The sequence below is a fragment of the bacterium genome (assembly GCA_036382775.1).
Classification (GTDB): Bacteria; Hydrothermota; Tepidihabitantia; order SM23-42; family JAOAFX01; genus DASVHD01.
The window spans coordinates 166,577-191,290 of sequence record DASVHD010000029.1; the positions used below are offsets into that span (position 1 = coordinate 166,577).

At 45.9% G+C, this 24,714-nt stretch carries 19 protein-coding genes; 3 read left to right on the forward strand and 16 right to left on the reverse strand.

Annotated elements, in window-relative coordinates:
* Window positions 1-75 precede the first annotated feature (75 nt).
* The 11 genes from VF399_06005 to VF399_06055 all read right to left on the reverse strand — a co-directional run bounded on the left by VF399_06005 (window position 76) and on the right by VF399_06055 (window position 9,947).
* Entirely contained in the window at window positions 76-1,722 is a 1,647-nt protein-coding gene (locus tag VF399_06005) for a tetratricopeptide repeat protein (GenBank protein ID HEX7319892.1), read from the reverse strand.
* A gap of 198 nt (window positions 1,723-1,920) precedes the next feature.
* Entirely contained in the window at window positions 1,921-2,466 is a 546-nt protein-coding gene (locus VF399_06010; GenBank protein ID HEX7319893.1) for a hypothetical protein, read from the reverse strand.
* Window positions 2,463-3,311 carry a ParA family protein gene (locus tag VF399_06015; protein ID HEX7319894.1) on the reverse strand — a complete coding sequence of 283 codons (849 nt, stop codon included), beginning with the start codon at window positions 3,309-3,311 and terminating at the stop codon, window positions 2,463-2,465. The genes VF399_06010 and VF399_06015 overlap by 4 nt, the downstream gene beginning before the upstream one ends.
* Before the next feature lie 168 nt (window positions 3,312-3,479).
* Complete coding sequence (locus VF399_06020) at window positions 3,480-4,268, reverse strand: ATP-binding protein (protein ID HEX7319895.1); 789 nt, start codon at window positions 4,266-4,268, stop codon at window positions 3,480-3,482.
* 24 nt (window positions 4,269-4,292) lie between these two features.
* Entirely contained in the window at window positions 4,293-4,484 is a 192-nt protein-coding gene (locus VF399_06025; GenBank protein ID HEX7319896.1) for a helix-turn-helix domain-containing protein, read from the reverse strand.
* Window positions 4,477-4,695: a hypothetical protein gene (locus tag VF399_06030; protein ID HEX7319897.1), complete on the reverse strand. Its 219-nt coding sequence runs from the start codon at window positions 4,693-4,695 to the stop codon at window positions 4,477-4,479. The genes VF399_06025 and VF399_06030 overlap by 8 nt, the downstream gene beginning before the upstream one ends.
* A 370-nt stretch (window positions 4,696-5,065) precedes the next feature.
* The gene (locus VF399_06035) at window positions 5,066-5,977 is read right to left on the reverse strand and encodes an HNH endonuclease (protein HEX7319898.1); all 912 of its coding nucleotides are present in this window, start codon (window positions 5,975-5,977) and stop codon (window positions 5,066-5,068) included.
* The gene (locus tag VF399_06040; protein ID HEX7319899.1) at window positions 5,970-6,914 is read right to left on the reverse strand and encodes a hypothetical protein; all 945 of its coding nucleotides are present in this window, start codon (window positions 6,912-6,914) and stop codon (window positions 5,970-5,972) included. The genes VF399_06035 and VF399_06040 overlap by 8 nt, the downstream gene beginning before the upstream one ends.
* 1 nt (window position 6,915) lies before the next feature.
* Window positions 6,916-7,404 (reverse strand): TlpA disulfide reductase family protein, encoded by a 489-nt coding sequence (locus VF399_06045; GenBank protein ID HEX7319900.1) that lies wholly within the window; start codon window positions 7,402-7,404, stop codon window positions 6,916-6,918.
* Between the two features lie 282 nt (window positions 7,405-7,686).
* A complete protein-coding gene (locus VF399_06050) occupies window positions 7,687-9,000 on the reverse strand; it encodes a hypothetical protein (GenBank protein ID HEX7319901.1) in 1,314 nt (437 codons plus the stop codon).
* Window positions 8,997-9,947 (reverse strand): hypothetical protein, encoded by a 951-nt coding sequence (locus tag VF399_06055; protein ID HEX7319902.1) that lies wholly within the window; start codon window positions 9,945-9,947, stop codon window positions 8,997-8,999. Before VF399_06055 ends, VF399_06050 begins: the two co-directional genes overlap by 4 nt.
* 485 nt (window positions 9,948-10,432) lie before the next feature.
* Between VF399_06055 and VF399_06060 the strand changes: the two genes are divergently transcribed.
* Together VF399_06060 and VF399_06065 are read left to right on the forward strand one after the other, a co-directional pair.
* Window positions 10,433-11,824 (forward strand): kelch repeat-containing protein, encoded by a 1,392-nt coding sequence (locus VF399_06060; GenBank protein ID HEX7319903.1) that lies wholly within the window; start codon window positions 10,433-10,435, stop codon window positions 11,822-11,824.
* Window positions 11,824-12,750 carry a hypothetical protein gene (locus VF399_06065; protein ID HEX7319904.1) on the forward strand — a complete coding sequence of 309 codons (927 nt, stop codon included), beginning with the start codon at window positions 11,824-11,826 and terminating at the stop codon, window positions 12,748-12,750. Before VF399_06060 ends, VF399_06065 begins: the two co-directional genes overlap by 1 nt.
* 245 nt (window positions 12,751-12,995) lie before the next feature.
* On the opposite strand, the gene VF399_06070 is transcribed toward VF399_06065, so the two are convergent.
* The 3 genes from VF399_06070 to VF399_06080 form a co-directional block, all read right to left on the reverse strand.
* Entirely contained in the window at window positions 12,996-14,927 is a 1,932-nt protein-coding gene (locus tag VF399_06070) for a hypothetical protein (protein ID HEX7319905.1), read from the reverse strand.
* 144 nt (window positions 14,928-15,071) lie between these two features.
* Window positions 15,072-15,302 (reverse strand): KH domain-containing protein, encoded by a 231-nt coding sequence (locus VF399_06075; protein HEX7319906.1) that lies wholly within the window; start codon window positions 15,300-15,302, stop codon window positions 15,072-15,074.
* Window positions 15,303-15,565: 263 nt separating this feature from the next.
* Window positions 15,566-16,477 (reverse strand): radical SAM protein, encoded by a 912-nt coding sequence (locus VF399_06080; GenBank protein ID HEX7319907.1) that lies wholly within the window; start codon window positions 16,475-16,477, stop codon window positions 15,566-15,568.
* On the opposite strand from VF399_06080, the gene VF399_06085 reads away from it, so the two are divergent.
* Window positions 16,454-16,750 carry a hypothetical protein gene (locus tag VF399_06085; protein HEX7319908.1) on the forward strand — a complete coding sequence of 99 codons (297 nt, stop codon included), beginning with the start codon at window positions 16,454-16,456 and terminating at the stop codon, window positions 16,748-16,750. The two genes, VF399_06080 and VF399_06085, sit on opposite strands and share 24 nt — an antisense overlap.
* Before the next feature lie 253 nt (window positions 16,751-17,003).
* On the opposite strand, the gene VF399_06090 is transcribed toward VF399_06085, so the two are convergent.
* Window positions 17,004-19,895 (reverse strand): hypothetical protein, encoded by a 2,892-nt coding sequence (locus VF399_06090; GenBank protein ID HEX7319909.1) that lies wholly within the window; start codon window positions 19,893-19,895, stop codon window positions 17,004-17,006.
* 315 nt (window positions 19,896-20,210) lie between these two features.
* Entirely contained in the window at window positions 20,211-24,698 is a 4,488-nt protein-coding gene (locus tag VF399_06095) for a hypothetical protein (protein ID HEX7319910.1), read from the reverse strand.
* Window positions 24,699-24,714 lie beyond the last annotated feature (16 nt).

A 24,714-nucleotide genomic window follows, 5' to 3' on the forward strand; every position in this document is an offset into this window, starting at 1 on the left:
CCAGAATATCTACTGAAATTATGGCGGATTTAAGGGCAATTCAACTTTTTCTGTTAGGGCGGATTTTTTTCTATATTATGATATAAGTATCTTGAAAGCATCAGTAGTATTAATAATGGCAAATGATTTATCTTCTGCTGCAAAACCTTTATATTTTTTATTTGCCTTTATCGCATTATTGAGATATGATAAAGCTTTTTCATTATCAGCATTCATCGCGAAAATACATGCAATATTATAATTAGCGGAAGGATTAAATGGATTTATTTCGATGGCCTTTTGCAATGTATTTAGTGCAAGAGGCAAATCGGGTATTTCACCCTGTGTAATACCTAATTCTATATATGCATCTTCATTGTTTGGATTTAATGAAATGGCTTTATTTAAATAATCTAGTGATGACTTTATATCTCCCAGTTCTCTACTTATATGACCATATGCTATATATAAAGCATCATTAGTAGGATTCAAGTGCTTGCCTTCATCTAAACAAGCAAGAGCAGATTCAAAATCTTTCTTGTCAGCATAAACTAGGCTCATTTCAATAAGAGGTTCAATATTATTTGGATCAATTTCTCGTGCTTTTCTAAAAAATTCTATAGCTTTATCATATTTACCCATTTCAGCATAGATAAACCCAATTTCAGTAAAAGGATGTGCTTCAATGTGAGTTAATGACATATACTGGTTAAAATAAGTAAGAGCATTATCATTATCTCCGATTTTGTGATAACAAAGCGCTAAGTTATAAAGAGCGCGTGAGAAGTTACTATCGATTTCCAATATCTTATGATAATGTGAAATTGCTTCAGTAAAATCATGCATATAAAAATGTGAATGACCTTTTTCAAGTAGATTTCCTATTAATTCATCTGGTTGAAGTAAATTTGCTTCTTTAAGCAAATCAAAGGCACGTTTATCATTTGAAGCCAGAAGAATATAACGCACTAATTTTCTAAGCCAGAATTCATGTATATATGTACATGCTGCATTGTAATATAGTTCCAGATCATCTTGTGTAATTTTCTTTAATTCCTGCATAATTGCAGATTTTGTAACAATTTTGTTATCATTTATGTCTTTTATCTCATGCAAATATGGCGGTGTTGTTATCCCTTTTATTTCATATATTTTACCTTCAGTAAACGCAACCAAGACATCATTCGTACTACATATGTGTGCCAACTCACGGCAAACAAATATCTTTGAATGATAGCCAAGTCTTGAAATTCCCTCAATACGTTTGGCAAGATTAATAGAATATCCCTCTGATGTGTTTTGCCTTACAGGTGATTGATGCACCGAGAACATAACTGGACCAATATTTATACCTATACCAATATCACGTGGTAATAACGCACACTTCATCCTTGCTTTATTATAATTCGATATTAACCACAGCAACTTAAGTCCAAAAGCAAGGCGTACTGCTTGCTGCACATCTTTTATTATACTTGCTTTATTTACCGGAACTGCCCAATAATTATCTGTAGCGACATCAAGACCAGAATGCAAAATCAAACACAATTCGTCTCCACGAATTGTTATTTCGATTTCATTTGATGAATATTCGTTAGTAGGAAATAATATAGAACAAGCTGCTGCACAAGTATTATGAAATTCTGAAATTATTTTATCATATTCCACAATATTACAATTGTTTGATATTTCTGAACATCCTATGATATCAGCAAATAATACAACAGATTGTCTAACACCCATAAACGAACCTCCTATATTTTTAAAACAGGATTGCTGTTTTCTATAATAATCTATATATTTTATTATATTGACCTTTAATGTGATGTCAAGCGTACAATATTATATATGCGTAAGCAACACTTACGAGATGTCTACTATATGCTCTGATACCAAATTTTATTTATGTTAATTTCATGTTTTACAAATCTAGCAATTGATTTATTTTTCATCGCTTCCGTGGTCCTTTTTAAGATTTTTACCCAATATTATCGTACTCCAATCTTCCAAACCACGGCTACCCTTATTATAGACTTTAACTGCGTTGATCATATCAACCAATTGTTCACGCGGTAATTTTGAAAATGATGCAATAAGTGAGTAAATTGCTTTCTGCCTTGAGCTAGTATTGATTTTTGACAAATTATGTTCTACAGCAAACTCCCTAATATCTCCAAGTGTAGGCAATACTCTTCTTTCAATTAAATCTTGAAAAAGCTCTGATAAAATGCCACGTATATTTGAATCTACATTATTAAGCATTACTGGTAAATAAAGACTTGACTGTTTTATTAAAGTATGACCTTTTCTTTTTTTTCTTTTCTGTCGATATGGTAAATTAATTGCCATTTGTGCTAATATAGGAGGGAAATATTGAATTATTTCTTTTGATGAAAGAGATGTTGAGAGTGCTTTAAATGTCTCAGGACCATACTTCTTAAATAGATGTATTAAATCAACTAATAAATCAATTTCATCGGCTTTCACAAGTCTATCCTTTCTGCAAATTCTACTGCAAAGCTATGAAATCTATTTGCTTGATAAGACCGTGCATATGTAGTACTAAATATTGGTTTACCTTCCCGAGCACCTTTAGGATATGAGCGAGAAAAACTTACTTCTGCTTTAAATACATACCATCCATATTTTGCAGCAACAGACTTTACTTCCCTTTTAGATTTAACCTCTTCTGGTATATAGTCAGATGAATGATTGAACACTATTCCCGCAAGTGAAAGTTTATGACTTGCATATGGACCTTCCTCAAATTCCTGCATGGACCGAACAAGTAATGGCAATCCTATAGTAGATAAAAATTCCGGTTTTACGGGTACCAGTACGTAGTCACTTGTCAAATAAGCTGCAGTGGTAAGTACAGATTCTGTAGGTGCACAATCTAACAGTATCAAATCATATTTATCCTCAATTTTAACAATAAGTTTCGCAAGAAGACTTTCTTTCTGTCCTGGATTGCGCAAGGAATAAGCTAGTTCTAAGCGCGAAGGTATTAAATCAATCCGGCTGCCATCCGGATATTCAACAACATTAAATAATACGGACTGTGGATCAAGTGGTTCAGATGACGACTTACCAGGTGAGTGCGTTTGCTGTTCAAATATTTCCCATATAGTTGGGATATTTTTAGCAATTATTGTTTGATATTTACGGACACCAATCAGATATTGACTTGCATTAAATTGCGGATCCAGATCAACAACAAGCACTTTCTTATCCCACTTGCGAAGCCCTGCAAACTGCCATGCTAAATTAATAGCTAACGTAGATTTACCAACACCACCTTTCATATTGATTATCGATACTTTTTTAGCCATATTAACCTCCAGTAGAATATATCCGTAGAAACATAACTAATTTTTATCCGATGTCAAGATAGTATGCCGCATGCGAGGTATGAATATTTTAATTTGCTCCAGTATAATTTTTTCATAATACACTGGCATTCTAAGATATATGAATTATCTGTCATATATCATGTGATTTTAAACAACATATTTACCGCTATGCAGTTTTTTTAATTCTTCTGGTTTAGCGACAAAAACATTAGTGCCATGCTTAATGTATACGCGCCCATCAAACTGATACACATCACTTTGGTTCCAGGGAGAGATGCAAATCAAAAAAATTTTATGGCCTACCACGTCTTTTTCTATGATTTTTACAGCCAGTGCTGGAGAAATATTATTTCTTATACTATTTTGTAAGCGTTGATCGAACACCTGCCTTCTCATGTCTGCATTACCAATGGCGCCATCGTCCTCTACACCATAGAAAATTAAACCACCAAGGCGTGTATTAGCAAAGGCACAAATTTCCTTTGATAAAATACGCATATCTACACCTGCTCTTTTAAATTCATAAAGCTGATCTTCTCCAGAATTACAAATATCCAATATTTCTTTTTCAACTGGAATGGAAACTCCTTTTATATTCCTAACGCCTTTCTTCGACATCTTATTTTCTTGAGAAACAGGAAGTTTTGTGGGATGTCTAAAATAAGATTTCGAGAGATGTTTAAGCAATGGAACCTTTTCGTAAATAATTGAATTGTTCTTCTTTATTATTTTACCTCCATCCGTTTTTTTGTAAATTATTAATTCTAAATCTCGCATTTTTTGCAGAGATTGAAGGACTGCAATTAATGATTTCCCGCTCTTTCGTGCTATTTCTTTTGCAGATCTTTTCCCATTAACCAGATCAAAAATCATCATACGCACAGGTGCCTTTGAAAATAATAATCTCGCACGTCCTACAAGTTCCTGTAAATTCATTCCCTGGTCTTGCTGCTTTTATTATTATTTTGACCGCGAAGGGACCATACGCGTGATTACACTTGGATCAATATTAAGCGCTTGAGCAATATCTTTTGATTTTATCCCTTGTTTAATTAAGGCTAAGATCAAAATACGCTTTATATCCTTAAGTTCATCAGTTACAGCACGAATGTTGTTTGTTGAAGATTTGCGGTTTTTTTTGGATTTAGCCATTTTTTGCTCCTTTCTTTTTAATAATCTTAGAAAAATAGGTTATACGCCGCATTTCAATACCAAGGATTTCTCTTATTTTATGTTTCGGTAGATCTCTATCAATAAGATCTACGATTAACTCGACTTCTATTAAATCTACAATTCTATCCAATAGTTTTATAAGCTTCATTTCTACTGTTGAATATTTCGGTTTTTTAGCTACTTTTAACATATTTTCATTCCTCCTCTATTTTTGTAGCGAAACCAGCCTATCCACAATATGTACCTATCTATTTCTTAACAGTGCGATGCTGCTCAGCGTAATGGCAGGAAGTGTTTTTCGCTGGGTTCTGGCAGACAGGTTGGCTTTTTTTTTCTTCATTTCTCTACCCTTCCCTATTTCATGATTATATACGCTCTATGAACTAAGTCAATCAGTATTTTCCCCTATATTGACTTAAGGCTAGAGATCGTGGCATTTAAAAGTATTGGCAATTTTCCCATTTTGACCATACTCACCCCCATGTTATCAAAAAATCAAAATCCAATCGTAAACGAATGTTAATTCTGAGTGGCAAAAAGGCTCTGCAAAAGCAATTAAATTAGAAATTTCTAAATATTTGATATCGTTTCCCCAATAATGTTTTATCTGGATATGATTGTTTTTCATTAGGTAAAATAATACTACCTCCATCCATTTTTTGCAACCCATAATTTAACATCAGGCCATCTTCCTCATCTAGAACATCCTGTCTCACATGAACACGATAATCAGGGGATATGCCAATAATATAATTATCAAAGGCCGCATGATGCAGTTTGCACATGGCAATACCGTTTGAAACAATGGGCAATCCTTCGGGCTCCGGATCGGGAATTATATGCGCTGCATCAAGAAGTTCGTCATGCCGCAGCTTGCAACACGCACATTGATTTCCATAGGCATCTAACACATGAATACGGAAATTATGTTGATGCAGTCTTATCCTTACCTCAGCGGTCATATAAGCCCGCCGATCTTCTTTATCATATGCAAAATCATGAGCATCAGTATTCTTGTCCATATCTTTGAATACGTTAATATTATCCACCGCGACTGTAAAGGTTAATTTTGCGGGATCATCAGCAACAATAAATACCGGCCATATTACCTCGTACTGACCTGGTTTTAAGCCAACAAAATAAATCAATGGGGTTTTTGAAGTCATCGCTTGTCGTAATCCCCGATTATCCTTATGGTTAGGATCATTGCCCCGATATCGATAATATAGATAATCCCCCTTTTTATAAATATCATCGTAAGGCCCTGAAGGTGTTGTTGTTATGGATAATGGTAATTCAAATACTTTCGGCTTAAATATCCCCTGGGGTCCCAGCAAAGGAATCCTTGTATCACCTACATTGAAGCCTTCTTCCAATAATTTACGCGGTAAAGTATTTGGAAACAACAAAAGCTGTTGTTTTAGCCATTCGAATACTTTTAATCTTAATCGTATATCTGGTATATTACTCATCTATCATACCTTTTTCCTTTTGAATATTATCATAACGTTCTTTAGCCCATTTTTCAATTTTTAGTAGAAACTTTGCGCTTTTCAGATGATCTTTTAAAACAAGGCTTTCCTGGTGTCCATTCGGATAAATATACTTGAAATTATTGCGATCAAATTTCGGTTTTGCTTCATGTATAATCCTGTGATGATTTGGACATACTACAATTATATTATTGCTGTGGTCAACGCCTCCGCGGGATAGCCAAATCATATGATGGGTTTCTGAATAGGGTATACCATAAGTAGGTTTAAAATCGTGTTCACATATTTGACACTTGTATTTATATAATTCCTTAAGAATCACTGGTAGTTCAGGATTGCGCTTTATTCGCTTGTATTCTGCCACAGTTTCCCAAGCAATTTGATCTGGTGAATCCTCAACGATACGATCGTTTCCATTAATAAATGACCATATTTGATAGTCACGCCGAGCACGAGCTTGATCAAGCACTCGGTGAACATGTTTTTCGATATCTTTCTCTGCATATAATCGCAATATAAACGGCATTATTTTTTTGGCGTCATCTTCATGTATTAATGCAGGATTTGATTGCCCTGCATAATTGTATTTCAAGCCAATATCCTCTAATGAAAAATGAATCGTTGGCACTATTGCACTGCAATAAAGAATCCATGGCCATGTCTTTCCTGCATCAGGCCAGAAATCACGACTAATTGTCCCATTAAAATCGTTTTCATAGTGATCAAAAATAAGTGCATATTCTATTCGTCTATCTTCCTTGCCTAATCTTTTTGCATCCACCAAAACTAATTGCAGTAATAAAACATCACCCTTTTCAATCTCCGGGTTACGAGGTTTATTTGATATTGCAAACATTCTATTATGAATACAAGACTTAAATTGAGTTTCTCTTACATTCAATCGCCAGATGTTCATGTTAATCTCCAAATATTGCTTTCAACGTATCGACAATAATAATTTCATCCCCAGTTTTGTAACCTTCGTGCCTATAAACAATATCGCCGCTCATGTCAATCGCGATTGTGGATGGCATTGCCTGAATGTCATACAGATCGCGGATGATGTTTGCCGTATCCAGCAGGATCTCGTATTCGTATACCCAGTCATGCTCAAAAGCAGTGTCCGTAACCTGCGACGCATATTGGCTCCCATCCTGGCTGATCGCAAAAACAGTGACACGTATCGAATGCAGGGTATCACCATAAAGCAAAAGGGCATCCAGTTCCTCTATACTCATTTTGCACCACATTGCCCAGGGAATAATTACCACTGGACTTTGACTTAGATAGCCGTAGAGGTTGACCTCATTGCCATAAACATCAGGTAGGGTGAAGTCGGGGACGGAGTATTGGGGATCGTCGTGATCGCAGGCTGAAAAAAATAGGAGCAATAATACAATAAACAATATACCCCTCACCCTTACCCTCTTCCCATAGGGACACCAGTTATTAAAAAGACTATTTTCCACGTCGCCCACAAGGGGCGAGGAAAATGAACCAGATGAGATTGCCGCACACAAGGCTTGCTCGCAATGACCCCATTAGACACGGCGTGTCTAACGGGGCAGGCAAAAAACCTGGATTCCTGCTTGCGCAGGAATGACACATGAACGTTATGCATTATCTAACCTTTACGCAACCAGGCGGTTGCGTCGATGTCAGCGATGACAGACATGATGACAGTAATTTCATTTCGCTATAATGACTTTTTGCTCGATTTTGCCGTTAATCTCGATGAAGTAGATGCCAGGGCCAATAGAAGCGGGATTAATCTGTCTGCCCATGATGTCAAAGACCTTGCAGTTTTTCATGCCGCTCAAATACCGCAGCGAACCGTGGAAAACAGTCGGGATCATGTATTCCGGATCCGATGTCTGCTTTTTCTCCTCGACCACGCCGGTCTGGTGCGCCAGCTTAACGAGGTATACATCCCAGCTTCCAGAGCCATAGGAATTTGTCCTGCCGGCGATTATACAGCCATTATCCGCTGTCATGGATATCGAATATCCCTCATCCTGTCCTGCTCCGCCGATGGTTTTGGTCCACAACGTATCGCCGACAGAATCGGTTTTGACAACATACACGTCTTCATATCCCGCTCCAAAAGACCTGGTATAACCGGCGATCACAAAACCGCCGTCGCCTGTTTCCTGAACGGATGAACCGTATTCAAAATCAAGCCCGCCATAGGTTCTTGTCCATAATGAATCTCCTCTATCGCTGAGACGCAACAGCCAAATGTCACCACCCTGACCAAAAGAACAGGTCCATCCCGCAACAATATAGCCGCCGCCCGAGACGCACTGTACACAATAAGCTTCGTCATTGTTTCCGGGCGTTCCATATGTCCTCGTCGAAAGCGTATCGCCGATTGAATCGGTTCTTATTATATATACGTCAGCCCAAGGATCTGTAAGATAAGCAGTGTATCCCGCGAAAATGTAGCCGCCGTCATTGACCTGCTTCGCAGAGAAACAGTAATCCCGGTATGTCCCGCCATACGTTTTTTGCCACTGCATATTGCCCAGTGAATCTGTTTTTACAACATAAACATCACTGTAGGAGTTCGACTGGCCCGCCAAGATATAACCGCCATCAAAGGTCGGTTGCACGGCGTACGCAATATCATCAAGGGCACCACCATAGCACCGCGACCATAATGTATCGCCCGCCGGATCAGTTTTTAGCAGATAAGCATCAAGGTTATTTTCGCCCGGTTGGCATATTGACCCTGCAATAACATACCCCCTGTCGCTTGTTTGCTCTATTGCCCAGAATTCTCCATTATAAATTTTTGTCCAGAGCGTGTCCCCGTCAGCATCCATTTTCAACAACCACGCATAAATGTTACCGGACAATTGGGTTTCACCGATGACGATGTACCCTCCGTCTTCACGCGATTCCACTTCACAGGCTTCGTCCCAGCCTGTACCCCCGTAAGTTCTTGTCCAGAGCGTGTCGGGAGCCTGGGTGAAAAGAAAAAATACCGAAAAAAAAATCATGTTTGCTCCATTCCAAGGTCTTTGGCAAGGAGGTCGGGAGTGTAGCCTTCTTTGCGCACGCGCAGGTCAAGATACAGCAAGACCGAAGCGATCAAGCAAGCGGGAAATATAAAAACAGCCAGGAACACGCCCGCATAGGGTATCATATAAAGGACTCTTTGCAGGATGGCACATGGCAGATAAAAAACAAGAACTATGCCAAAAACACGCCACCAGCTCTTTTTTACCAATTGTTTGCTCCGGTAGAAAGCGTTGATGACTTTGCTGTTTTCTATGACAATAACATTCGCAATAAAAGCCCAGCATATGCCATAATATAAAGCAAATGGTATACCTATTATAGTAATCGCCATCGCTCCAAAACCTAATGCCGCCAATGATCCAGCGCCGAGCATGCGCCAGAATTTACCGAATGCGTCTTTGAAACATCTGTCAATATCAACCTTCCCGTAAAATTGCGCGCATACAGCTCTTATGGTCGCTGCAGTGGTTATCGTGCTCACAATAATGCTGGTCACCAGGATCACGATCATTAGAGCGAAATAATATTTGAATCCTTTTTCAAGATCAATGCCTTTGGGAGACAGCTTCAACAATAAAGTGGTGCCGAGCCAAAAAGCCGTGACCACTATTTGCCAGACAATATACAAAAAGAAAATAGCGCTGAAGTTGTTAGAATAGATCTTAAAAGAATCGTTGATAAATTTGCCCAGGGTCCGCGGGCCAAGCATGCTTTCAATGACCGGTGGGCGTATTTCTTCTCTTTTACCCGAACCCGAAACAACCGGCAGCGACGCCAGGTATTCAGGCTGCTCACCGGTCTCCACGGCGTTATCCGGTATGACCGCGTCCGCGTTGCAGTTTTTGCACCTGACCGTCTCTCCCTTTTTTAAATAAGCGACAATGATCGGTTTGCCGCATGCAGGACAATTGAATTTCAAGCTCATGATGTGCCTTTTATTTGTTAAGTATCATGGATTCCCGCTGGAGTTTTACCCCGTACCTGATACGGGGCAGGAATGACAGAGAGACATATCGTAATGTCATCGTTTTTTGTTTAAATTCCTATATGTACAAACGATACGCAGAAGTCAGCGCGGTAAATGCATTTGTTTGGTTCATTCATAAACCCTCACTCATGGTGAAATAATTCACCCTCCCCTTTATCCCCTCCCATCAAGGGAGGGGGATTGGAGTTAACTACTATTCCACACTTAAGTATAATAACAGCGCCCCCTTTTGTCAAGGGTGCTGGTTTATCTCGTTTAGAACGTTAATAGCGTTTATATCGTGTGATAAACGGTTTAGGCGCGAATGGCGCGGCTTAGGGTTCTGCGAGCCGGGGAGGCGTAAAGCGCGGAAAGCGGGAAACGCTATTGACCTACATAATATAATAAGTAAAATTATAGTGTATAATAATGAGGGAGGAAACATGAATAATAGATTTCTTGTATGTCTTGTGCTTTTTTTGTCGCTTGGCTTCGCGCAAAAAAAAGTCGTAAAGAAATCCGATGTGGTAAGGCTGTCGCCCCGCCTGCTCAATTATCAAGGTTATCTTACTGACACGCTCGGCAACCCGATCACGAATTCGTCTCTTTCGCTATCATTTGCAATATTCGACAGTCCTTCCGGCGGTTCTCAGAAATGGACCGAGACTCAAAGCTCAGTCAGCGTAGACAAGGGCATCTTTAACGTGCTCCTGGGCAGCGTCACGCCGATCCCGGATTCTGTATTCACGGCAAGCACCAACCGTTATCTACAATTGACCGTTGCGGGACAGGTCGTATCACCCCGGACACCGATCGTTTCCATGGGCTACGCTTATACATCCACCTATTCTGATACTGCCCAATACGCACGCGCGGCACCAACCACGGGCGTACCCCAGGGGTACTGCATACTAGGACCGACGACGACTCCGCCGCCCGGATACACGTACATAGATCTTTATAGCGACTTCACGCGGCCTGAATCATGGCAGACACGGGCTGACATGCCCACCGGGCGCAGCGAGCTTGCCGTTGTAGAAGTTAACGGCAGAATATACGCCTTGGGTGGACTCCTTGGTGGTAATGTTCCCATAAATACTAACGAAGAATATGACCCGGTCTCGAACACCTGGCGACCCCGTGAAGTCATGCTTGCCAACCATGCGGGGTTTGGCGCCGCAGCTATCAACGGTAAGATCTACTCGATCGGTGGTTGGGCCGGTGGCAGTTTCACCGAAGAATACGATCCCATCGCTAACACCTGGCAGGTCAGGGCGTATGCACCTATTTCGCTCCAGTTTTTTGGATGTTGCGCGGTCAACGGCAGGATCTATGTTATCGGCGGCGGTTCCGGCGCTCAAACAGGCAATTACGAATACAACCCGGACTCTAACACATGGCGATCTCGAGCCGACATGCCCACTGGGCGCAGATATCTAGCTGCGGTGGCGGTTAATGGCAAGATCTACGCGATCGGTGGGCAGGATGGCTCGAACAATCCCTTGCAAACAAACGAAGAATATGATCCTGTAACGAACACATGGCAGACGCGAGCGAACATGCCCACGGCACGTTTTGGGTTGGCAGCGGTCGGGGCGAACGGCAAGGTGTATGCCCTGGGTGGATGGAATACTGGCTCAGCAGCGACGAATGAAGAATATGACCCGGTCACAAATACCTGGCAGACGCGGGTAAGCATGCCCACGGCACGCGCCGCTTTTGGCGCCTGCGTGGTAAGCAGTAAAATTTACGCGATCGGCGGGAACGGCGGTGACCAGAAGAACGAGGAATATCAATCCCTGCTGGTTAAATACTATCTTCACATGAAAAATTAATGCCGGCGATCGCCACTGCGAAGAACCGAAAAATTCCGAGAGTATTGACCGTATTGTTGTTGTTTACGTTCATCGCCATCATTTCTTGCGGATCGGACGATCATCGAACATTAGCGGTCGTCGCGGAAACATGCATTACCCGCGCCGACCTTGCATACAAAATAGCGATCGAAAAAGCGTATGGCGACACAGCGTTTACCGAACAGGCGGCACTGGTCGCGCTCATCAACGACGCCTTTGAAACTGAAGTCGCGCGCATGCACGGAATTGCCGCCGCACCCGAAGACTTAAAAGCCCTGGATCAACATGCCAGCAAAACCAGCAAGGCGCCTGAAATCCTGGCAAAGATCAAACAGATCTTCGGCCACGATATCCGGTCATATGAACGCATATATCTGCAGCCAAAAATCATCAATTATAAATTGCACGCCTGGTTCAGCCGGGACGTGGACATTCACAAGAGCGAGCGAACCAGGATCGAACGCGCGCATCGACTTGCGCTCACGGGGATGCCGTTTGACGCGGTGGCGCGCGCCTGCAAGCTTGCATACTCAGTAGACACTTTTAGAGTGGTAAGATCGCAGCCGCCTTCGATCCTGCAAGAATACCCACCCAGCGGTGATTCCCAGGAAAACGATCCAATGCTGAAGATCTTTTCAGGTATGAAAGCCGGTGAAATATACCATGATATCATCGAGGACGATGTCGAATTTAAGATCATAAAACTGATCCATCGCATAGATTCCATCTACTCATACCAACGCGTCGCCGCTAAAAAGATGGATTTCGATAAGTGGTACGGCGGACAGGGGGCAAAAATACCGGTACAGATTATGGACCAAGATTTAAGAAAAAAGGTTGTTGAATCTTATCCGGAATTATGGTGGGTAAAAACGCTAGAAGACGAAAACATTAATAGTTATTAAGTAATTATGTAATTAAATTGCTACATGACTTAAAAGCTGAGATTGCTTCGCACCCAACACGCTCGCAATGACAAAAAGGGAAACACTGGATTCCCGTTGGAGTTTACCCCGTACTCGATACGGGGCGGGAATGACATTAATGGAGCTCGCAATGACCTCAAAAACAGGTCTTTCTGGTCTATTTAGTTTATACCAGATAGGCGAAAAAGACAGGAGTAACTAAATAGACTATACTTTATTCTCTATTATTTCCCGGCATCGGCCCGGGCAGCAACATCTTGATCCCGCCGGTTCTCGTATTCCTCGCCCATTTCCTCGGGATACCCATAGGCCTTGGGATATAGCAATTTTCCCTTGGTGAAATTACCGTTGCCTTTTTCCTCCTCCACCGGCTTGTATAATTGCTTAATCACCGGATCGTCCCGATCAGCCATTACGATATAGGAAACTTCACGGTTGGGTTCGCCGTAGACCGTAAACACTGTATAACCTTTGTTCCAGTCATACCCGGTGTTGAACGGCCTGCCAATGGACGTCAGCGTCACGGTTGCCTCAGTTTCTTTTGTCAGCGCCCTGAAGTAGGACGGCATTTCAACCCTGCCCTCGCCGGACGAGTTCAGTTTGACTTTACCCCGGTACAGGCACAGGTTCTCCGGCGACTCCACAAAATTATGCCGCAGGGTCTTGTTCTGAGGATCCAGCGGGTGATCGATTAGGAACGAACCGCTGCCTTTGCTCAGGCTGCCGGTAATATGAACATTGCCATCGAACCACCCGGCCCATAGAGTACCCCCGCCAGATACCTCACTATATATACCATATTTATTACCCGTTCCCGCGCCATAGGCAGAAAATCGACCGCCATAAGCAAAATAGGTGCCGTCATGTTCGCTATATACACTAATGCCATAAGCATCGTTGAAGTTACCTGCCGGCGAATAAGCACTCGTAGCTAATGCGATATTACGACCGCCCGCCGCGCCACCAGCGTAAAATAAACCACCATAGCATTGTCCTCCGCCACTGTTAGTAACGCTATCTCTTATACCAACTACGGCTGAATTACTGGTTACATTAAGATTCAGTCTTAAGCCTAAAAGAGAAGAAGCACTGCTCCAGGTTTGGCCCAAATGGTTATGCGAATTCGGTGCTTGCCAGGTGTCGGCTCCACCAGCGTCGGAGGTGAGCACGTAGCCACTCGCGGCGCCAGTAGGTATCAACAAGCCGTTGGTTCTTGTGGTTCCGTTCACGTGTAAAAGGTTACTCGGACTGGTTGTCCCGATGCCGACGTTGCCATTTTGATCGATACGCATTCGTTCGGCGCCGTTAACAATCGCCAATTGACCCACGCCATACCAATCAGGCATTCCTATTTTTACCGTATATGCATCAACAAAAGGATCGATCACAAACTGCTTTCTGTCATCTCCGGTTGATACCGCAAACGTTGCTGCCGGGTTCGCCGTCAAGATGCCGACATTGCCAGATGTAAAGTAACTTTTGCCGGATCGGCTGATGACAAATTTATCAGCGCCATTGTATCCAAAAGTAAGCCCTTGGGCGCCATCGTGAACGCTTTCCCAGTAGTTGGCTCCGTTCGTTATACGAATTCCATTGCCGTAATTCGACCCAGATCCGTTCACAGTAAGAATCGCTCCCGGATCCCCCGTGCCGATACCAACATTGCCCGAGACACCAGAATAGATGTTGTTGCCGGAAAAAATCCAGTCCGTATCTGACTTGGCGCTACGCGCGTAAATAGCCGTATCAGAATAAGTTGATGTATACGCGTATGGCGATGATACGATCTGGGTCCGGGGCGATACGACCTGCCCGGCAACGGTCAATTGCAGATAACGGCTGATGCTGGCCGTGAACACCGAATCCGGGATCGGCGTATTAGTTCCCAGGAGCACGTTGAATATCCCCTTGTCAACACTTACCGCAGGTTTAGTTTCAGACCATTTTTGAGTGCCACCAGATATGGCATTGAATATAGCAAATGACATCGAAATCGACGGATTCGTGATCGGAGCGCCGAGCGTGTCGGTTAAATAGCCCTGGTAATTGAGCACGCGCGGTGCAAAGCGCGCATTACCTTCATTTTTAAAAACTGTTTGGCTGAATGCCAGAATAACAGATATAATACTAATTATCATTAATTTTTTGGACTTCATGAAGTCCTCCTTTATTGGGTACACTATAGCAATTAGGTAATTGACAACTGCACAAGCAGAAATACAGGATTCCCGCATACGCGGAAAAAAACCCCGTTAGATTCCGTGTCTAACGGGGTAGACAGAATAAAGAACGAATATTCTTTATTCGAGGATCTCTATTACCGCGCGTTTTCCTTGCTTCATTGCCACGGCGGCAATGATCGTCCTGATCGCGCTTGCTGTTCTGCCTTTTTTACCGATCACCTTACCCATATCGCCTTCGCCGACCCTGAGTTCATAAATAATGCTCTTGTCGCCGGAGATTTCTTTTATCACAACTTTTTCCGGATTATCCACTAACGCTTTTACAATGATTTCCACAAGCTCTTTCATGACCAGCCTCCTTCGGTTGCAATCAGGTTAGCTTCAGTATTTGCAGATGAACCCCTTACGAAATCCAATACTCGATGCGATCCCGATTTATTGTTTGCTTCTGAGCTTGTAACGACTGTCTTTTTCTATTCAGTCGCTATCTCTCGTCTTTCTTAATATAACTATATAACAAATGCGAACGTTTGTCAAGATGCAGATACATATAACATTTAGTTTATCTGGTCTATCTGGTTTAACCAGATAGACGAAAAAGACATGAAAAACTAAATAGACTGTTTTTTTTCCATCATCAGCTGCTTTACCCATTCTCTTTGCGCCCAGAGAGCGCAGCCGCCCGTGGTTTCCTTCAGATCCTGATGGTGCTCGCGAATCGCAGCGAGCAACTTTGACCCAAGGGCTTGCTTTAGTGTACCATCGCGGACATCAGTGTCTGAATACGGGGCGAACGGGCACGGTTCCACATCGCCGTCGGCATTAACATGGATAAATCCCCGGCCGGCAGCCAGGCATCCGCCGAATTCGGTCTCGTCGCCCGGCAGCATGACAAAGAGCGCGCGCACGCTCTGCCTGAATCCCGCGACAAGTTCGATCATTTCCCGTTTCTGTTCCTCGGTCAGGACCAATCCTTCAGAATCTTCCTGGATCGGCACGTATTCGACGAAGAAAAAAGCCCGGCTGCCCAGGGTAACGAGCCGTTCGAGAAAATCACGGTTCGCGACCGCCGAAAAGTTCAGGCTCGTGACCGTGAACGATACGGCCCAGAAAAGCTTTTTTGCGCGGAAGACACTGATCGCCCGGTCGAGCTGCGCCAGGATGCCGCGTCCCCGGCGGTCCTCAGTATCTTCAGGCAGGCCTTCCAGGCTTAGTACCGGGATGATATTTTCATGACGGCGCAGGAACATGCCCCAATCTTCATTCACGAGCGTACCGTTCGTGAACAAAGGGAACACAATCTCCGGGAATTCGGCCGTGATATTCAGGATCTCGGGCCGAAGCAGGGGTTCTCCGCCGGCTAAGAAGACCACCGAGATACCAAGTTCTGACGCGTCTTTGAGCAGGGAGCGCAACCGGTCAGGGCTGAGTTCGTTTTTTCTATTGTTTTCTTCTGACCTGAGAAGGCGTGAATAACAGCCGACGCAGCGCAGGTTGCATTGCCGTGTGATGCTGATGATCATGACCGCCGGTACGATCAGGCCGCGCTGTTCGTTTTGCCTGCGCCTCTGCCGCGCTTGCCTTTGATAAAGAAGGATACGGAAAAAAGACCATGCCGCGCGCGGGTCGGTCCAGAACTTTCCCAGAGCTTCGCGGAAAAGATCCGCGAGAGCGCGATCGAAAAGAAAGCGAAAATTATTCGCGCTCATGGTTCGCTACGCGAACGGTATTGGATCATCTTCGATGATCGGGAGAGAGCGCTAGCGCGCCGGGAAGACATAAACCAGTATAACTAAATAGTAATATTTAGCAAGAAACTATTTTATCTTTCTGATTTAAACGATAAAGAATAAAAAGCAAAACACCTGAGATTACCGCTCCTCGTTCCTCAGGACTCCAGTTATCCCCCCCACCCTTACCCTCCCCCTCGAGGGGGGAGGAAAAAGGAGGGGGTGAAAGGTTGCGCACAAAGAGTGCTCGCAATGACCTCAAAATCTAGTTTTTTATTTCACCAGATAAACGAAAAAAACAAGAGAAACTAATAGACTATTAATTTCCGTTTTCCTGCAGCATCCGTTTTATATCCTCATGTCTCTTTCTTCCTGCCTCGGTGCGGAACTGAAATTTTCTGCCGTCCCCGTTTTTATCAAGCAGGTCCTTGCCGTAGATCAAACCGACGTCGTCCAAAGAACGGCCGGCCAGAGCGCCGGACTTGGGTTGCACCACGGGTGTCATCGCTTTGCAGATCTCGGCGGTCACGTCCTTGCGTTCGCCGGTGACGGTCCAGTAAACCTTGGTTCCGGGCTTGCCGCCGATGGCAAAATGATTCCCGCTGACGTCCTCGGCAATATAAACGTCCGAAGTGCCGACGCCGGTCAATTGGATCATGGGATTTTTATTTAAGGCGTCGAAATAATCCGGCAGCTGCACATCCACCCGGCCCTTGGAGCCGATCATTGCCGAGCCTCGATAAAACATCACCGCTTCCGACGAATTCATGGAATACTGATTGAGGATCTTGTTGTCCGGATCAAGCGGGTGATCCACGGCAAAACCGGCAAATCCCTGAACCACCTGATAGCAGCGTAGCTGATCGTCGCCGCTTGCCGTTGTCCCGTTAAAAGCGGCGGAGTTTCTCCAATATATAGGAACTACAGAATGCTCTCCGGTCGCAAAACTATAACTACCATCAGCAGTATCATCAGCCCCTCCGGCCACGGTCGCACAGTAGCCGGCATAGTTCAAAACTCCTCCACTAACGGTTGAAAAGCTACTGCCAGTGATATTATGATCCCCGCCGGACACGGTCGCATAAAAAGAGTTTGCGCGGTTATACGCTCCTCCGGCCACGGTCGCATAGTAGCCGCCGGCATAGTTATTCATCCCGCCGCCCACGGTCGCGTAATCTGCATAGACGGTATCATTCTTACCTCCTGCCACGGTCGCATATTGGTAGCTGGCACTGTTATTGCTTCCCCCGCCTACGAATGCATATCGACTGAGCGCGGAATTGTTCCAGCCGCCAGCCACGATCGCGCCGGTATCGCTCGATGCATCACCCGCTAGATTGCTATAGCCGGACAGAACACCGCCATATGGGGCTTTTACCGAATCCGCACAACCTCCGGAAATGGACGCGAAAGGTCGGCTTGCAGTATTGCCAAATCCACCGCCCACATACGCACCTTTTGCGATCGCTGAATTGTTCCAGCCGCCGGCCACGGTCGCGCCGGTATCGGTATCCGCGTCCCCGGCCCGGTTTTTCCAGCCAGAACCCACGCCGCTGAATGTCGCCCATGCCGAATCTCCATAACCTCCGCCAATAGTCGATTGCTCACCGAGTGCAAGATTGGCTTGCCCTCCGGCGATCGTCGCGAAAGGTCCAGTTGCATCATTGCCAGATCCCCCGCCCACGGTTGACGTGTTCCCGCCGGCAATATTGTTCATCCCGCCGCTCAAGGTCGTATTCTGGTTGATCGCGGTGTTATTATATCCCCCGCCCACGGTCGAGTAGGCGCTACCCGCGTAATTGGAATATCCGCCGGCCACGGTCGCCGCGTATCCATTGGCAGTGTCAGACCATCCCCCGCCAACGGTGGTCAGCATGCTGTAGGCCGCGTTGTTCCCTCCGCCGGCCACGGTCGCATAACCCGCGCCGGCCGTGTTGCCGATCCCCCCGGCTACGGTCGCATAGTCATAGCTGGCAACGTTGTTGTTCCCGCCGCTTACAGTCGCAATATAACCGCTGGCAGTGTTATTGAATCCTCCGCCTACGAATGTATATTTATCGATTGCGGAGTTGTCCTTGCCGCCAGCCACGACCGCGGCAGTATCTGTCACAACATCGCCGGCGAGGTTGGAGTAGCCGGAACCCACGCCGCCGTAGTAAGCTTTTGCCGAATCCGCATAACCTCCGCCAACGGTCGCCCAGGCGTTGTTCGCGACATTGGCGTATCCTCCGGCCACGGTCGAATAATCCCCAGAGGCCGTGTTGCTGGCTCCTCCGGCCAAGGATCCATAATTGCCGCTGGCGGTGTTGCCAAACCCACCACCTACGGTTCCGGCATAGCCGCCGGCTCGATTTCTAATCCCGCCAAATGCAGACGCATAATAGTTACCGGCGATATTATAAAGCCCGCCGCCAACCGTGCAATATTTGTAATTTTGACCCGCGACGCCGGTAGTACAGGCCCCGCCGAAATTCACGTGCGTGCTGTCGGCGTTGCCAAGCAGAACGTTACCGGCGCGGGCAAGACCCCACCGGCCGCCGGTCTGGAGCGTCGTATCCGCGCCGTCGGAAATAAGATAATTCCAATCGGCGTCGGCGCCGACGACATCGGTCGCGGGCTGCCAGGCAACACCGGTCCACTTGATAACCTGATTGGTCGAAGCGCCGGCGCGCGCGATCTTGGCCATGGTCACCGCGGTGTCAATGATCATCGGCGTGAAGATGGAATTCACCTGGCTTTCATTGACATACCGCGCGTCCAGGGCCGTCGTGTCCTTGCCCTGCAAGAGACGCGCGTATGCCGCCGTGTCCGAATTGGTCGCGGTATAGGCATACGGAACCGACACGATCCTGGTGCGCGGCGCCAGAGTAATGCCGGCAACGGTCAGTTCCAGCCAGCGGTCCACGCTTTTCGTGAACACCGTATCCGGGATCGGCGTAAGAGTCCCCAAGAGCACGCTGAAAATACCCTTGCTGATGCTTATCGGCTGTGTTTCATACCACAGCTGCGTTCCGCCGCCGGACGATGACCAGATGCCGAAGGTCATGGAGACCGCGGGATTGGTGATGGGATTGCCCAGTGTGTCCGTGAGATAACCCTGGTAATTGAGCAGGCGCGGCGCAAGGCGCGCGTTGCCTTCGTTTTTAAAGACTGACTGGCTGAAAGCGACTGCCAGAATAATTGCTATGCATATTCCCGATTTGTTAATCATAAAACCTCCCTTTTTTTCTGGTGATTATGTGATTATGTAATTATGTAATTTAGTAATTAACCGATTACTGATTAACAGTTTATTCAGCGTGGGACTTAAGTCAATGGCGTTAAAACGTTCAGAGCGTTAATCTCGTTGAGATCGTTTGGAGCGCTTAAATCGTTAGTATTGTTTAGGTCGTAATGTCAACATCTTTTTTGTCACTCCTGAGGAAGCAGGAGTCCAGGAATAAAAACTGGATTCCGTGTCCCTTCGTTTACCTCGAGACTGTTAGTAAACACGGAATGACAAAATGCTCTTATTTGGGACTACGGATTACTGATCACCGTCTACGATCCTTTTCGCTTGTTCATGCACGCCGCGGCCTTCTTCGGTCTTGAACTTGAAGAGGTCCGGATTTTTCTGATTGAGACCATCGTAAATGCCGATCATGGCGTCGTCGTCGATGGAATGACCGCGCAATCCGCCCTTCTTCTCCTGTACGACCGGTGTCTGGATGCGCGCAATCTCGGCATGAATATCCTTGCGTTCGGCCGTGACAGTCCAGTAGACTTTGGTATTGGGCCTACCACCGATCGTGAAACGATTACCTGTAATATCTTCGGCTATGTATATCTCATATGTCCCAACACCGGTCAATTGGATGCGCGGATTGCGATTGATATCGTCAAAATAATCAGGTAGATCCACAGTTGCACGACCATTTGCATTGAGTACGACCGAACCGCAGTACATGAGCATAACTTCATCCGAACCTACCGCGTACTGATTGAGGATCTTATTCATCGGATCATGTGGATGGTCCATTGCAAAATCCAATGTGCCCGTCGAAAACGCCGCAGCGCGTACTTGGTTCTTGGCAATTGTATGGCTGGTCGTAAAAGCCGCTGAATTCGTATCGCTGGCAGCGACCATGGTGCTGTAATTAGCAGCAAAACTGAAATATGCTGCAGCAGTATCTCTATACCCGCCCGCCACGGTCGCATAGTAATTACTGGCACTGTTCTCCCGCCCACCGGTTACGGTCGCATAGTAATTACTGGCACTGTTCTCACGCCCGCCGCCCACGGTCGCAGCGTAATTGCTGGCGTTGTTGGATATTCCACCACCCACAGTCGCATGGGTACCGCTGGCAGTATTGCTATACCCACCGCCCACGGTCGCACGCGTACCACTGGCATTGTTAAGGTACCCGCCAGATACTGTGCAGTATTTAAAGTTCTGACCCGATGATCCGGTCGTGCACGCAACGCCAAAGTTGACATGCGTGCTGTCAGCATTACCATATAGCGTGTTGCCCGGTCGGGCAAGACCCCACCTGCTACCCATTTGCAGAGTTGTATCAGCCGTGTCGGTAATAAGAAAATTCCAGTCATTATCAGAACTACCTGAACCCCATGCCAATTGACCGCTGGCATTTGTGACCATGGCCTGGCCATCCGTTCCCCTCTGCCTGGGAAATTCATAACCCATGGCCTCGGTGCCGAACCAGACATGTGGCATATCCACCATGAACGTCGAATCCTGGGTCAAATTGCTATTAACTCCGAAGAGATAGGAACAAAACCCGGTGGTGGTGATGGTATCGGCATAACCACCGACAATGACCGAGTAATTACCGACATTGTAGTTTTGTACTCCGCCACCCACGGTGGCAAATGATCCGTTGGCGACGTTGTTCCAGCCGCCGGCCACGGTCGTAAATTGGCTGCTGGCGGTATTGTTAAATCCACCACCCACGCTCGCCATGGCGCCGCTGGCCGTGTTATTACATCCGCCACCCACGGTCGCATCCTGATTGCTGGCTTTGTTGTTGTATCCACCTGCCACAGTACAGTATTTATAATTCTGCCCTGAAAAGCCAGTCGCGCAGGCAACACCAAGATTCACATGCGTGCTGTCCGCGTTACCGTAAAGCATATTGCCCGCACGGGCAAGACCCCACGTACTACTCGTCGTCAATGTAGTATCATTACCATCAGTAACCCTAAAATTCCAGTCATTATCCATGGCTGTATTTTGCCAGGTGCCAAGACCCGAGGCGTCAGAGGTTAAAACTTTACCCGCACCCTGATTACCATCTGCCATTTTGATATTCCCAATAATATGGAGAGTAGTATCAGGAGTGGTCGTGCCAATGCCAACATGGCCCGTACTGCTTAAATGCATGGCTTCTGTAACAGAACCGCTATTAAAGGTTCGAAACCTTAATTCTGTTGAACCAGAATTATCACTACGCCTTGCTTGAAAATAAGCAACATTCCCTGTTGCATAGGGGGTTATAATTACAGAACCTGGTATATGAATATTCTGTGAACCGGATTGCAGTCCATCATCAACCAGCCATATATCAGAAGACCCATCAACATCCAATTTTCCGCGTGGCGATGTAGTTCCAATGCCGACATTACCAGAAACATTAGAATACATGTCAGAACCGGTGATCACCCAGTCAGCATCAGGAACACCGTAAGTCCAGTTCAGCTGACCGTTGGCATTCGTATACAGAACCTGGCCATCCGCACCTCGCTGCCTGGGAAACTCGTAACCCGTCGCCTCATCCCCGAACCAGACATGCGGCATATCGACCATGATAGTTGAATCCTGCGTCAAATTGCTGTTTATGCCGAAAAGATAGGAATAATCCCCGGTCGTACTGATCGTATCCGCGTAACCACCAACAATAGCAGAATATTTACCGCCGGCATAATTCAAAAAACCACCGCCCACGGTCGCGTTGCTATCATATGCAGTGTTTTCTCTCCCACCGCCAATCGCAGTAAAATAGTGAGCTGCGTAGTTCTCGTAACCACCGCCAATTGAAGCATAAGGACCTTCGGCGTTATTATAATAACCACCGCCAACTGAACCATAACTTTGGATTGTGCTATTTGATTTGCCACCGGCAACCGTACCATATTTGCCGGCAAGATTGGCCTCACCGCCGCCGATTGTGGAACCTGAATCATTTGCAGAATTAACATGCCCTCCACCGATCGTTGAATATATCGTTGAGGAATTTTCTCCAGCATCGTTATCAAATCCACCAGCAATGGTAGAATAGGTGCCGTTGGCAATGTTGGACTTACCACCACCAATCGTAGAATATTCGCCTGCAGAGTTATGCTCTCCGCCACCCACTGCCGCACCGGTGCCAGTGGCGGCGTTGAGATGTCCACCAGAAACAGTACAATATTCGAAGTGCTCACCATCTGTGCCGGTCGTACAAGCGACTCCAAAGTTTATATGTGTCCTGTCATATATGCCATAAAGCATATTGCCGGCACGGGCAAGACCCCATTTGCCGCCCATTTGAAGGGTTGTATCCGCCCCTTCAGAAACACGAAAAATCCATTCTGAACCGCCAAAACTCCATGCCAGTTGTCCGCTGCTGTCGGTGGCCAATAACTGGCCATTCGTACCCCGCGATATTGGAAACTCATAACCATTGGTTTCGGTGCCGAATCTGATATGCGGTAAATCAACCATAAATGTGGAATCCTCAGTGAGATTGCTGTTGATGCCGAAAAGATAGGAATACTGACCAGTCTCACTAATCGTATCAGCATAACCGCCGGCAATGGTGGTATAAATGCCTTCTGCGCTGTTAGAATAACCACCGCCTACGGTTGAAAAGTATTCACTGGCACCATTGGCTTCGCCGCCACCCACGGTTGACTGGTACTCACTGGCAGCATTGCTCGACCCGCCGCCCACGGTCGCATGATCCCCGCTGGCGGTATTATCAGAGCCGCCGCCAATAGCCGCATGCAGACCGCTGGCAGTGTTGTGATCTCCACCCGCCACGGTCGCATACAGCCATCCGGCTGTATTGAAATATCCTCCGCTCACCGTTGCGTATTTTGCTGTTGCCTTGTTACTCGTTCCGCCACTCACCGTCGCGTAGCTAGCAATTGCCAGGTTATCCCTTCCACCACCAACAAATGCAGCGGTGTCACCAATTTGATCTCCTGCTACATTGTGCCAACCCGAAGAGACGCCACCAAATATTGCTTTGACTGTATCCATTAATCCCCCGCCCACGGTCGCATAAGTGTTACTGGCGGTGTTGCTGGCTCCGCCTGCCACGGTCGCACCGGGCAAGCTCGCTGCGTTGTTATTGCCGCCGCCAACTGTGCAATATTTGTTATTTTGACCTAAGGTCCCGGTCGTACTGATTACTCCGAGGTTCACGTGTGTGCTGTCGGCAGTACCATATAGCATATTGCCCGGACGGGCAACTCCCCACCTGCCGCCCATCTGGAGTGTCGTATCCGCGCCATCGGAAATAAGATAAATCCAATCATTATCCGGTGCGGAGTTTCGGGCATAGACCGCGGTATCCGAGTAGGTTGATGTATACGCATACGCCGAAGACACGATCTGGGTACGGGGCGTGAGCGTTTGCCCGGCAACAGATAATTCCAGCCAGCGACCGGTGCTGTTCAGGAAAACGCTGTCCGGGATCGCAGTGACGCTGCCCAGGAGCACGTTGAAAATGCCCTTATCAACGCTGACTGATGGTTGAGTTTCTGTCCATTTCTGTGCACCACCGGAAGAATTATCGAATATAGCGAATGACATCGAAACGGACGAATTATTGATCGGGTTGCCCAATGTGTCCGTAAGATATCCCTGATAATTGAGCAGACGCGGCGCAAGGCGCGCATCATTATTTTTTGCAAGGCTAAAGTCCCGCCGTGCAGGATCATGACCTCGCCCTACATTTTCATTATTGACCGCCTGGCTGAATGCCATATTTACAAGCATTATGCATGTAAATGTGATGATATTGCGTTTCATTTTTTCCTCCCCCCGT